This is a genomic window from Streptomyces sp. NPDC012474 (genome assembly GCF_042955185.1).
GTDB classification, from domain to species: domain Bacteria; phylum Actinomycetota; class Actinomycetes; order Streptomycetales; family Streptomycetaceae; genus Streptomyces; species Streptomyces cahuitamycinicus.
Window position 1 is genome coordinate 462,114 of record NZ_JBIBEP010000002.1, and the last position, 12,196, is coordinate 474,309.

Consider the following 12,196-nt stretch of genomic DNA (forward strand, 5'->3'; position numbering starts at 1 on the left):
CTCTGTGTCATTGATGTGACACTTACTGGCGGCCAAACCGGGCCATAGTCACAGCTACTGTCGCGTAGGTAACGGCGATCGTGATCACGAGCGGAACGGATCGGCCGTCCGGCGGCAGCATCAGGGCGGCTACGGCAGCAGCGCCGACAAAGGAAACGTTGAAGAGGACGTCGTAGACCGAGAAGATCCGGCCACGGAAGCCGTCCTCGACGGAGGACTGGACGATGGTGTCCGTGGCGATCTTCGCGCCCTGTGTGGTCAGCCCCAGGACGAAGGCCGCGGCCAGCAGCGGGGCGGTGGCGAACGGCAGCCCGAGAGCGGGTTCCAGCAGTGCCGCGGCACTGGCGCACACGACGATCCAGCGGCCGGGCCCGAACCGCCCCGCGGTCCAGGGCGTCACCACGGCCGCCGCGAAGAACCCGGCGCCGGAGACGCCCAACGCCAGTCCCAGCAGAGCGAGTCCGTCGTCCGCGGTCGAGGTGAGGGCGTACCGGCACAGCATCAGCAGCATGACCAGCAGGGCGCCGTAGCAGAACCGCATCAGCGACATCGCCACGAGAGCCCAGGCGGCCTCCCGTCGCTGTGGAGCGGCCAGATGGCGTACGCCCGCTGCCAGGTCGCGGGCGGTGCTCGTGACAGCCGTCCCGATCCGCTCGCGCGCCAGGGGCCGTTCGGGGCCGAGGAGTTCCCGCGCCATGCTCAGCGATGCCAGGGCGGCGCACAGGTACAGTCCCGCTCCCGCGAGCACCACAGCGGCGTCCGAGTCCGCCACCAGGCGCACTACGAAGGCGAGGCCGCCGCCCGCGATCGCTGCCAGTGTTCCGGCCGTCGGGGAGAGGGAGTTGGCGATGACCAGGCGGTCGGCGTCGACCACGCGCGGCAGGGCGGCGGACAGGCCCGACAGGACGAAGCGGTTGACCGCGGTGACGCACAGGGCGGAGACGTAGAAAAGCCAGTCCGGAGCCGGGCTGAGGATCAGCAGGGCCGTCGCGGACGCCAGCAGGGCGCGCAACAGGCTGCCGAACAGCAGGACCTGGCGGCGCCGCCAGCGGTCCAGCAGGACACCGGCGAAGGGGCCGACGAGGGAGTACGGAAGCAGCAGCACCGCCATCGCGGAGGCGACCGCGGCCGCCGAGGTCTGCTTCTCCGGTGAGAAGACCACGTACGCGGCGAGCGCGACCTGGTAGACGCCGTCGGCGCTCTGGGAGAGCAGACGTACGGCGAGCAGGCGCCGGAAGCCCTGGAAGCGCAACAGAACGCGCAGGTCACGGACGACGGCCATGCGGCACAGCCTCACATACGGGGAGGGTCCCCGGGTCGTACGACCCGGGGACCCTCACAGCCCTGGCAGGAGCGAGTGTTTGGCGCGTCAGCGCTCGACCTCACCCTTGATGAACTTCTCGACGTTCTCGCGGGCCTCGTCGTCGAAGTACTGCACGGGCGGGGACTTCATGAAGTAGCTCGACGCCGACAGGATAGGACCGCCGATGCCGCGGTCCTTGGCGATCTTGGCGGCGCGCAGGGCGTCGATGATGACGCCGGCGGAGTTCGGGGAGTCCCAGACCTCCAGCTTGTACTCCAGGTTCAGCGGGACGTCACCGAAGGCACGGCCCTCGAGGCGGACATAGGCCCACTTGCGGTCGTCCAGCCAGGCGACGTAGTCGGACGGGCCGATGTGCACGTTGCCCTCGCCCAGCTCGCGGTCGCGGATCTGGGAGGTGACGGCCTGCGTCTTCGAGATCTTCTTCGACTCGAGGCGGTCGCGCTCGAGCATGTTCTTGAAGTCCATGTTGCCGCCGACGTTCAGCTGCATCGTGCGGTCCAGGACGACGCCCCGGTCCTCGAACAGCTTCGCCATCACGCGGTGCGTGATGGTGGCGCCCACCTGGGACTTGATGTCGTCGCCGACGATCGGGACGCCCGCCTCGGTGAACTTGTCCGCCCACTCCTTGGTACCGGCGATGAAGACCGGAAGGGCATTGACGAAGGCGACCTTGGCGTCGATGGCGCACTGGGCGTAGAACTTCGCCGCGTCCTCGGAGCCGACGGGCAGATAGCAGACGAGGACGTCGACCTGCTGGTCCTTGAGGACCTGGACGACGTCGACCGGCTCCTCGGCGGCCTCCTCGATGGTCTCGCGGTAGTACTTGCCGAGGCCGTCGAGGGTGTGGCCGCGCTGGACCGTCACACCGGTGCTGGGTACGTCACAGATCTTGATGGTGTTGTTCTCGGAGGCGCCGATGGCGTCCGCCAGGTCGAGACCGACCTTCTTGGCGTCCACGTCGAACGCGGCGACGAACTCGACGTCGCTGACGTGGTAGTCGCCGAACTTGACGTGCATCAGGCCCGGCACCTTGGACGCCGGGTCGGCGTCCTTGTAGTACTCGACTCCCTGTACCAGCGATGCGGCGCAGTTGCCCACACCGACGATGGCTACGCGAACCGAACCCATTCCGGTTGCTCCCTGTGTGTACGAGTGAGGCCCTGAGTGGGCTCTCACGTGGCGGTGTCGTCGGGCGAATCCGGCCGGGGGTCGCCCCCCGGCCGGGGCAGGTCGCCCGACGCTCCAGATGTGGTGTCACGCGAAGCGGGCTCCCCGCTGGCCGGACCCTTGAGGTCCCGCCCCGCCCGCTCGCTCTCGATGAGCTCGTTCAGCCAGCGCACCTCGCGTTCCACGGACTCCATCCCGTGGCGCTGGAGCTCGAGCGTGTAGTCGTCGAGGCGCTCCCGGGTGCGGGCCAGGGAAGCGCTCATCTTCTCGAGCCGCTCCTCCAGCCGGCTGCGGCGGCCCTCCAGTACGCGCATGCGGACATCGCGTGAGGTTTGCCCGAAGAAGGCGAAACGGGCTGCGAAAGTTTCGTCCTCGTACGCGTCGGGCCCGGTCTGCGAGAGCAGCTGCTCGAAGTGCTCCTTACCCTCCGCCGTCAACCGGTAGACGATCTTGGCGCGGCGCCCAGCGAGGGGGGCGGTGAGGGCGTCCTCGGTGGTGTTCCCCGTTTCCTCGATCAACCAGCCGTTGGCGACCAGCGTCTTGAGGCAGGGGTAGAGCGTCCCGTAGCTGAACGCACGGAACACACCCAACGATGTGTTGAGCCGTTTGCGCAGCTCATAGCCGTGCATCGGAGATTCGCGGAGCAGGCCGAGTACGGCGAACTCGAGGATCCCGGAACGCCGGCTCATCGTCGCCTCCTCTCGCCGCGGTGCGCATGTATCAGTCCGATGTGTCGGGCCGATGTGTCGAGCTGATGTATCGAACCGATACATCACGACGATAGAACGGCCTTCCGGATGCGACAAGGGGGCGTCGGGTGAACGGGGTCACATCACCGATTCATCGGACGCGAGTTGCCTGATTTGAGGTGAACTTCGGGGCTCGGCAGGTTTTGGCGGTGCGTAGTCTGTGCGCCATGCACATCACCGGGAACCGAGTGGCGCCTGAGAGCGTCGACGTCTTCGGTGTAGTACGGGTGCCTGCGGGACCGATGAATGCGGAGCCGACCGCATCCGTACTTCGGGGGGACCGGAACCTAGCCGCCGTTTCCAGGCGCGCAAGAGTGCGCCTGCCCGAGGAGTAGTCGTTCGATGAGCGAGCACCGTCGCAAACCGCCGCAGCCGCAGGGAGGCGGACGTGCCGCGGCCCGACGCGGCCAGTCCGGCTCGTCCTCCGGCCGCCGCGCGGCACCGCGAGGCGCCACCGGGTCTCCGTCCGACTCCTATGGGTCGGACTCCTACGACTCCGGGGGTGAGGAGCGTCAGTACGGCGGCCGTGCCGAGGCCCGCCGTGCGGCGCAGAGAAGTACGGGTGGCGGCCGCCGGAGAGCGGCCGAACCGACCCAAGGCGGCCGGCGTGCCGGTCCTGGCGGCCCGAACGGGCCCGGCCGGGGCAGAGGCCGCGTTGCCGCCGTCCCGGACAAGAACCGGCTGATCGACTATCCGCGGGCAGGCAAGTACGGCTGGCAGCGCTGGATGCCGTCCTGGAAGCTCGTCTCCGGACTGTGCATCGGCTTCTTCGGCAGCCTGGTGGCCGTGGCGGGCATCGGCTACGCCATGGTGGGCGTCCCCAACGAGGAGAACGCGGCGGCCCTGTCGCAGAACAACGTCTACTACTGGGAGGACGGCTCCCAGATGGTCGCGGCGGGCAGTGGTCAGAACCGCCAGAACGTCACCATCGACCGGATCCCGAAGGCCATGCAGTGGGCGGTGATCTCGGCTGAGAACAAGACCTTCTACCAGGACAGGGGAGTCGACCCTGCGGGCATCGCCCGGGCTCTGGCGAACATGGCGCGGGGCGGTGACACGCAGGGTGGTTCGACGATCACCCAGCAGTTCGTCAAGAACACCTACCTGAGCCAGGAACAGTCGCTCACTCGCAAGTTCAAGGAGATGTTCATCTCGATCAAGGTGGGCACGAAGGTCCCCAAGCGGGTGATCCTTCAGGGCTACCTGAACACCTCGTACTACGGCCGTGGTGCCTATGGCATCCAGGCCGCCGCGCAGACCTACTTCGGCAAGGAAGCGAAGGACCTCAAGCCGAACGAGTGCGCCTTCCTCGCCGCTCTGCTCAAGGGCCCGACCTACTACGACCCGGCGGGCAACGACGGCATTGACTCCTCGGCGACCAGGGAGGCCAACACCAAGCGTGCCAAGGTTCGTTGGAGCTGGATCCTCGAGCAGATGCACAACGACAAGAGGATCACGGACCAGCAGTACCAGGACGCGATCAAGAACTTCCCCAAGCTTCAGGGCCGGAAGGCGACCAAGGGCATGACCGGCCAGATCGGGTACCTGGCGGACACGGCCAAGAAGTACGTCCTGAACCACTCCAACATCACGGAGAAGCAGTTCGACCAGGGCGGCTACCAGATCAAGACGACCTTCGACAAGGACAAGGTCGAGGCGCTGGCCAAGGCCGTGAAGAAGGTCGAGAAGGAAAAACTGGACCCGGAGAAGCGCGAGCTGGACAAGCACGTCCAGTTCGGCGCGGCGTCGGTGAAGCCCAAGGACGGCGCGATCGTCGCGCTCTACGGTGGTGCCGGGTACGAGAAGGGCCACTTCAACAACAACGCGGACACCTCGGGTGTCCCGGTCGGTTCGACGTGGAAGCCGTTCGTGCTCGCCGCCGCCATGGAACACGGCACCTACCGGAGCGACGGTCCCCTCTCGCCGCTGAGCAAGTACAACGGCAACGACCACCTCAAGGTCAGGAACAACGACGGCTCCTACGTCCTCAAGAAGGACAACACCCCGTTCTTCCAGGAGAACGAGAGCGACCACCCCTGGGGCTACATCTCCCTGCACAAGGCGATGGAGCAGTCGGTCAACACCCCGTTCGTGCAGCTCGGCATGGATGTGGGGATGAGGAACGTGCGGGACGTGGCCGAGAAGTCAGGCATCCTGGACGGCAGCTTCGCTACGCTCAACCCGTCGTTCGCGCTCGGTACCTCGACTCCCAGCGCGATCCGCATGGCCGACGCCTACGCGACGTTCGCCGCGGCGGGCAAGCAGGCCGCCCCGTACTCGGTGACCAGCGTCAAGTTCAACGGCGAGGAAGTCGAAGGCTTCAAGCCGCCGCGCATCACGCAGGCGATGCCCGAGAACGTGGCCAACAACGTCACCGAAACTCTGGAGAACGTCATCCAGAACGGTACGGGTAAGAACGCGCTGGCCCTGGGCCGTACGGCGGCAGGCAAGACCGGTACCACCGACGAGAACAAGTCGGCCTGGTTCGTCGGCTACACCCAGCAGCTGTCGACCTCGGTCGCGATGTTCCGCGAGGACCCCAAGAGCGCCAAGCTGCTCTCCATGAACGGCACGGCGGGTGAGGAGTCGATCCACGGTGGTGACACTCCCACGCAGGTGTGGACCGAGTACATGAAGGCCGCGCTGAAGGGCGAGACCGATCCCGGCTTCCCGGAGGCGGAGAAGATCGGCGAGATCCAGGACGCGGTGGGTGCCCCGACGCCGACCCCGACGCCCAGCGTGGAGCCCAGCGAGAGGGTCACCGAGTCGCCGAGCCCCACGCCCAGCGAGAGCACGACCACCCCGTCTCCGTCGCCGAGCGACACCTGCGGGTTCTTCGGCTGTGAGGACGACGGTGGCGCGCAGAACGGCGGCACTGACAACGGAGGCACAGACGGAGGGGTTTCCCCCGAGCCCACGCCAACCGATACGAATCTGGATGGCGGCAACAGCAGAGGCAACGGCAATGGAGGCATCTTCGGAGGCCCCGAGGGATAGCCGCCGCTGAAGATCGCCCGGCTTGGGTGTTTCACGTGAAACGCGAGGGTGTTTCACGTGAAACGAGGGCCGCCGTCCCCTTTGGGTACGGCGGCCCTCGGCGTAGTCCCAGGCACGTACGGCAGGATGTGCGGCATGCCCAGTGCAGAATCGACGCAAGCGAGCGTCCACGAGCCGGACCCGGTGCGGCCGACCAAGGAGGACGAGGTCGCTGCGGCCGGCAGCGAGCTGATCGGCGGCCCGCTCGGGCGGCGTGCCCTGCTCGGGGCGTCCTGGTGGACTCCCGTGCGGGTGATCGCGCTGGTGGCGATCGGCATGTTCGCCCTCGGGCTGGTCCAGAAGGCGCCCTGCTACAACGGTGCCTGGTTCTTCGGCGCCAGCTCCCAGTACACGCATGCGTGCTACTCGGACATCCCGCACCTCTATCAGGGGCGCGGCTTCGCCGACGGGCTCGTGCCGTACTTCGACAGGCTTCCCGGCGACATGCAGTACCTGGAGTACCCGGTGCTCACCGGTGTCTTCATGGAGGTCGCCTCCTGGCTCACGCCCGGCAGCGGCACCATCCAGCACCAGGAGCAGTGGTACTGGATGGTCAACGCCGGAATGCTCATGGTGTGTGCGGCGGTCATTGCCGTCTGCGTGACCCGTACCCACGCCAGGCGTCCCTGGGACGGCCTGCTGGTCGCCCTGGCGCCCGCCGCCGCACTGACGGCGACCATCAACTGGGACCTGCTCGCGGTCGCTCTGACGGCCGCGGCGATGCTGATGTGGTCACGTGGCCGCCCCCTCGCCTTCGGCGTGCTGCTGGGGCTCGCCACAGCCGCCAAGCTCTACCCGTTCCTGCTCCTCGGACCACTGATGGTGCTGTGCTGGCGCGCGGGCAGGTGGCGCGCCTTCGGGACGGCTCTGGGGGGCGCGGCCGCCGCCTGGGTCGTCGTGAACGGGCCGGTGATGCTCTTCGCGTTCGAGGGCTGGTCGAAGTTCTACACGTTCAGCCAGGAACGCGGCGTCGACTTCGGCTCCTTCTGGCTGATCATGGCCCAGAACTCGGACGACCCGCTCAGCACCCACACGGTCAACACACTGGCCACGCTGCTGATGCTGGCAAGCTGTGCCGCTGTCGCGGCGCTCGCACTGACCGCCCCGCGCCGCCCACGGTTCGCCCAGCTCGCCTTCCTGATCGTCGCGGCGTTCATCCTCACCAACAAGGTCTACTCGCCGCAGTACGTCCTGTGGCTGGTCCCGCTGGCCGCCCTCGCCCGGCCGAAGTGGCGCGACTACCTGATCTGGCAGGCCTGCGAGGTGGCGTACTTCCTGGGGATCTGGCTGTACCTCGCGTACACGACCAGCGGAGACGCTCACAAGGGGCTGCCCACCGACGGGTACCACTGGGCCATCGCCCTGCATCTGCTGGGGACGCTGTACCTGTGTGTGATGGTCGTGCGCGACATCTTCCTGCCGGAGCGGGATCCGGTGCGGCGGTCCGGTGACGACGATCCCTCGGGCGGGGTGCTCGACGGCGCCGAAGACGTCTTCGTTCTCGGCCCGGCCGATCGCCCACGACCGCACGTGACCGCCCAGTACGAAGGGGCACGGCTCGAGTGGGGAAAAACGGGCGCCACGGGGGGTTCGCTCTGAGCGAACGGCGCGGAATGCCGTAGCCGGGACGCGTCGAAGGCCGTACACGGATCGCCGTGTACGGCCTTCTTGCTGTGCTGCGAGGGATCGGTGTCCGTGTCGGTCAGCGGTCCATGATCCGGTCGAACTGGGTGGTGGTGTGCCGTAGATGGGCCACCAGCTCATCGCCGACCTTCGGCTCGGGCGCGTCCGCCGGAACGAACAGGATCGAGACCTGCATGTGCGGCGGCTCCGCGAACCAGCGCTGCTTGCCGCCCCAGACGAAGGGAGAAAGGTTCCGGTTCACCGTCGCGAGGCCGGCGCGGGCGACGCCCTTGGCCCGTGGCATGACGCCGTGCAGCGCCTTGGGGGCCTCCAGACCCACTCCGTGCGACGTACCGCCCGCCACGACCACCAGGAAACCGTCGGAGGCCGCCTTCTGCTGCCGGTAGCCGAAACGGTCGCCCTTGGCGACGCGCGTGACGTCCAGGACCGCGCCGCGGTACTCCGTGGCGTCGTGGTCCCCCAGCCACATTCGCGTTCCGATGCGGGCCCGGAAGCGGGTCTGCGGGAACTGCTGCTGAAGCCGGGCGAGTTCCTCGGCCTTGAGGTGGCTGACGAACATCGTGTGCAGGGGCAGCCGTGCGGCACGCAGCCGGTCCATCCAGCCGATGACCTCCTCGACGGCGTCCGAGCCGTCGGTGCGGTCCAGCGGCAGGTGGATGGCGAAACCCTCCAGGCGGACGTTCTCGATGGCAGCGTGCAACTGGGCCAGGTCCTGCTCGCTGATGCCGTGCCGCTTCATCGAGGACATCACCTCGATCACCACACGGGCACCGACCAGGCCGTACACGCCGTCTATCGACGAGACGGAGCGGATGACCCGGTCCGGCAGGGGCACCGGCTCCTCGCCCCGCCGGTACGGCGTCAGCACCAGCAGGTCGCCGCCGAACCAGTCCTTGATCCGGGCGGCCTCGTACGTGGTGCCGACGGCGAGGACGTCCGAGCCCAGCCGCGTGGCCTCCTCCGCAAGCCGCTCGTGCCCGAAGCCGTAGCCGTTGCCCTTGCAGACCGGTACGAGGCCCGGGAACTGCTCCTGCACGTGCTTGTGGTGCGCACGCCAGCGCGCGGTGTCGACGTAGAGCGTGAGCGCCATGGCCGGACCTGGAACCTTTCTCGCGGTGCCGTGTATCGGCGGTTGCCGTGTATCAGGGGTATAGAAGCACTGAACGGGACATCAGCGGCGCGACATGTAGATGTCGAGGGCCTTGTGCAGCAGCTTGTTCAGCGGGAAGTCCCACTCGCCGAGGTACTCGGCCGCCTGGCCGCCGGTACCCACCTTGAACTGGATCAGGCCGAAGAGGTGGTCGGTCTCGTCCAGCGAGTCGGAGATGCCGCGCAGGTCGTAGACGGTGGCACCGAGCGCGTAGGCGTCGCGCAGCATCCGCCACTGCATCGCGTTCGAGGGCCGGACCTCACGGCCGATGTTGTCCGAGGCGCCGTAGGAGTACCAGACGTGCCCGCCGACGATCAGCATCGTCGCGGCGGACAGGTTCACGCCGTCGTGCCGGGCGAAGTACAGCCGCATGCGGTTCGGGTCCTCGGTGTTGAGGGCTGTCCACATGCGCTGGAAGTACGACAGCGGGCGCGGCCTGAAGTGGTCGCGCACGGCCGTGATCTCGTACAGCCGCTGCCATTCCTCAAGGTCCTGGTAGCCGCCCTGGACGACTTCGACGCCGGCCTTCTCGGCCTTCTTGATGTTGCGGCGCCACAGCTGGTTGAAGTTCTTGTGGACTTCTTCCAGGGAGCGGTTCGCCAGCGGCACCTGGTACACGTAGCGGGGCTGCACGTCTCCGAAGCCGGCTCCGCCGTCCTCGCCCTGCTGCCAGCCCATGCGGCGCAGCTTGTCGGCCACCTCGAAGGCACGCGGCTCGATGTGGTCGGCCTCGATGTCACGCAGGCGCTTCACGTCCGGGTTCTGGATGCCCGCCTTGATGGAGGGGGCCTCCCAGCGCCGGATGATCACCGGCGGGCCCATCTTCACGGAGAAGGCGCCCTGCTGCTTCAGGTGCGCCAGCATCGGTTCGAGCCATTCCTGCAGATTCGGCGCGAACCAGTTGATGACCGGGCCCTCGGGCAGGTAGGCGAGGTAGCGCTTGATCTTGGGAAGCTGCCGGTAGAGAACCAGACCGGCACCGACCATCTCGCCGGTGCGGTCGTCGAACCATCCGAGGTTCTCGGAGCGCCACTCCGCCTTGACGTCAGCCCAGGCCGGGACCTGCATGTGGCTCGCCGACGGCAGGCTCTGGATGTAGGCCAGATGCTGCTCGCGACTGATGGTCCTCAGGGTCAGGCTCATTTCGGGGCGCTCCTCGGGCTGGTGTGTCCCCATGGGTACAGGGGCTCCGGCTCTCGCGCGAAGCCTACTGCGCCTTGGGAGCGCGCCGGTTGGGCGTACGGGACCTTCGCCCCGGCGAGGCCGACCGGGGCGTGACCCGGTGTTTCAGATGAGGGGTGCCCTGGCGTCAGCCGATGAGGCCGCCGTGCGCCATGCCCAGGAAGAACCCGACGCCTGATGCGCCCAGGCCCAGGATCAGGCCGAAGCGCTCCCTGGTCGTCTCCGAGATCCACTGGCCGTACGCACCCGTGAGGATGCCCACGAGACCGGCCCAGGAGCTGAGCACATGCAGGTCGTCGTCGATGATCGCCGTGAGGAACGACGTGAGGCCCAGCACCAGGGTCACCGCGAGCAGGGCGTCCTGGAGGGGATGGGGCTTGCCGTCCGTGGCGAAGAGGCCGCCGGCGGTGTTCGGTCGCAATGCCTGTGCCATAAGGCACCTCCTGCGAAAGTCGGCGCACGGTAGCGCCATACACACCCGATGGGTACAGATTGGCTGCCCCGGAGGCCGGATTTCAACCGCAAGCCGCTGTGCGGGTACTCTGTACCGTCCGCACCGGTGTCTGCCCATGTCATGGCAAGGGGCTTCTCGCGAGAGACCCCGACTGTCAGTGGTGGCCGATACCGTTGCTACGCATCACAACCCTCCTGCCACGGAACGACCGTGGCCGCTGAGTCCAAAGGAGGTGGGTTCCACATGCGTCACTACGAGGTGATGGTCATCCTCGACCCCGAGGTCGAGGAGCGCGCTGTCTCTCCGCTGATCGAGAACTTCCTCTCCGTCGTCCGTGATGGCGGCGGAAAGGTCGAGAAGGTCGACACCTGGGGCCGTCGTCGTCTCGCGTACGAGATCAAGAAGAAGCCCGAGGGCATCTACTCGGTCATCGACCTGCAGGCCGAGCCTGCGGTCGTCAAGGAGCTCGACCGCCAGATGAACCTGAACGAGTCGGTCCTCCGGACCAAGGTCCTCCGCCCCGAGACCCACTGAGCTTCCCAGCTCAGCTGATCCCGGGATTCGAGTAGCAAGCAGCCAGAGCAAACCCGCCGAGAGGTTCCCCCATGGCAGGCGAGACCGTCATCACGGTCGTCGGCAATCTTGTCGACGACCCCGAGCTGCGCTTCACCCCCTCCGGTGCGGCGGTCGCGAAGTTCCGTGTCGCGTCCACCCCCCGCACCTTCGACCGCCAGACGAACGAGTGGAAGGACGGCGAGAGCCTGTTCCTGACCTGCTCGGTCTGGCGTCAGGCGGCGGAGAACGTCGCTGAGTCGCTCCAGCGAGGCATGCGCGTCATTGTGCAGGGCCGGCTGAAGCAGCGGTCCTACGAGGACCGTGAGGGTGTCAAGCGCACGGTCTACGAGCTGGACGTCGAGGAAGTCGGCGCCAGCCTGCGCAACGCCACGGCCAAGGTCACCAAGACCACCGGCCGCGGTGGCCAGGGCGGCCAGGGCTTCGGCGGTGGCGGTGGCGGCCAGGGTGGCAGCGGCTGGGGCGGCGGCCCCGGTGGCGGCCAGCAGGGCGGCGGCGCTCCCGCTGACGACCCCTGGGCGACCGGTGCTCCCGCCGGTGGCAACCAGGGCGGTGGCGGCGGCTGGGGTGGAAACTCCGGCGGCGGCACTGGCGGCGGCTACTCGGACGAGCCCCCCTTCTAGGGGCGGGGTTCGCACTCACACTTCTTGATCACACAGGAGAAACACCATGGCTAAGCCGCCTGTGCGCAAGCCGAAGAAGAAGGTCTGCGCATTCTGCAAGGACAAGGTCACGTACGTGGACTACAAGGACACGAACATGCTGCGGAAGTTCATTTCCGACCGCGGCAAGATCCGTGCCCGCCGCGTGACCGGCAACTGCACGCAGCATCAGCGTGACGTCGCCACGGCCGTGAAGAACAGCCGTGAGATGGCGCTGCTGCCCTACACCTCCACCGCGCGATAAGGGAAGGGTGA

General features: G+C 67.5%; 11 protein-coding genes. 5 read left to right on the plus strand and 6 right to left on the minus strand.

The genetic code is table 11. The features are described 5' to 3' along the window. Positions 1–22 precede the first annotated feature (22 nt). The 3 genes from ACFY9S_RS06925 to ACFY9S_RS06935 all read right to left on the minus strand — a co-directional run bounded on the left by ACFY9S_RS06925 (position 23) and on the right by ACFY9S_RS06935 (position 3,180). The gene (locus ACFY9S_RS06925) at positions 23–1,282 is read right to left on the minus strand and encodes an MFS transporter (protein ID WP_391123839.1); all 1,260 of its coding nucleotides are present in this window, start codon (positions 1,280–1,282) and stop codon (positions 23–25) included. Between the two features lie 87 nt (positions 1,283–1,369). Then, the gene (locus ACFY9S_RS06930) at positions 1,370–2,452 is read right to left on the minus strand and encodes an inositol-3-phosphate synthase (RefSeq protein WP_102907198.1); all 1,083 of its coding nucleotides are present in this window, start codon (positions 2,450–2,452) and stop codon (positions 1,370–1,372) included. 44 nt (positions 2,453–2,496) lie between these two features. Continuing rightward, positions 2,497–3,180: a helix-turn-helix transcriptional regulator gene (locus ACFY9S_RS06935; protein ID WP_391123842.1), complete on the minus strand. Its 684-nt coding sequence runs from the start codon at positions 3,178–3,180 to the stop codon at positions 2,497–2,499. 402 nt (positions 3,181–3,582) lie between these two features. Here ACFY9S_RS06935 and ACFY9S_RS06940 point away from each other — a divergent pair, with 402 nt between their 5' ends. Together ACFY9S_RS06940 and ACFY9S_RS06945 are read left to right on the plus strand one after the other, a co-directional pair. Further along, a complete protein-coding gene (locus ACFY9S_RS06940) occupies positions 3,583–6,237 on the plus strand; it encodes a transglycosylase domain-containing protein (RefSeq protein WP_391123844.1) in 2,655 nt (884 codons plus the stop codon). A 126-nt stretch (positions 6,238–6,363) separates the two neighbouring features. Continuing rightward, positions 6,364–7,875, plus strand: coding sequence for a glycosyltransferase 87 family protein (locus ACFY9S_RS06945; RefSeq protein ID WP_391123846.1), 1,512 nt, complete (start codon positions 6,364–6,366; stop codon positions 7,873–7,875). A 103-nt stretch (positions 7,876–7,978) separates the two neighbouring features. On the opposite strand, the gene ACFY9S_RS06950 is transcribed toward ACFY9S_RS06945, so the two are convergent. The 3 genes from ACFY9S_RS06950 to ACFY9S_RS06960 all read right to left on the minus strand — a co-directional run bounded on the left by ACFY9S_RS06950 (position 7,979) and on the right by ACFY9S_RS06960 (position 10,685). Beyond that, positions 7,979–9,010 (minus strand): alanine racemase, encoded by a 1,032-nt coding sequence (locus ACFY9S_RS06950; RefSeq protein WP_391123847.1) that lies wholly within the window; start codon positions 9,008–9,010, stop codon positions 7,979–7,981. A gap of 81 nt (positions 9,011–9,091) precedes the next feature. After that, a complete protein-coding gene (gene femX / locus ACFY9S_RS06955) occupies positions 9,092–10,213 on the minus strand; it encodes a peptidoglycan bridge formation glycyltransferase FemX (RefSeq protein ID WP_102907194.1) in 1,122 nt (373 codons plus the stop codon). A gap of 166 nt (positions 10,214–10,379) precedes the next feature. Further along, complete coding sequence (locus ACFY9S_RS06960) at positions 10,380–10,685, minus strand: hypothetical protein (protein ID WP_102907193.1); 306 nt, start codon at positions 10,683–10,685, stop codon at positions 10,380–10,382. Between the two features lie 264 nt (positions 10,686–10,949). Here ACFY9S_RS06960 and rpsF point away from each other — a divergent pair, with 264 nt between their 5' ends. From rpsF to rpsR, 3 genes are all read left to right on the plus strand, one after another. Then, positions 10,950–11,240, plus strand: a complete 291-nt coding sequence (rpsF, locus tag ACFY9S_RS06965) for a 30S ribosomal protein S6 (RefSeq protein WP_030847098.1) — start codon at positions 10,950–10,952, stop codon at positions 11,238–11,240. A gap of 71 nt (positions 11,241–11,311) precedes the next feature. Continuing rightward, positions 11,312–11,902: a single-stranded DNA-binding protein gene (locus tag ACFY9S_RS06970; protein ID WP_391123850.1), complete on the plus strand. Its 591-nt coding sequence runs from the start codon at positions 11,312–11,314 to the stop codon at positions 11,900–11,902. A gap of 46 nt (positions 11,903–11,948) precedes the next feature. Further along, complete coding sequence (gene rpsR / locus ACFY9S_RS06975; protein WP_003949403.1) at positions 11,949–12,185, plus strand: 30S ribosomal protein S18; 237 nt, start codon at positions 11,949–11,951, stop codon at positions 12,183–12,185. Positions 12,186–12,196: the final 11 nt, after the last annotated feature.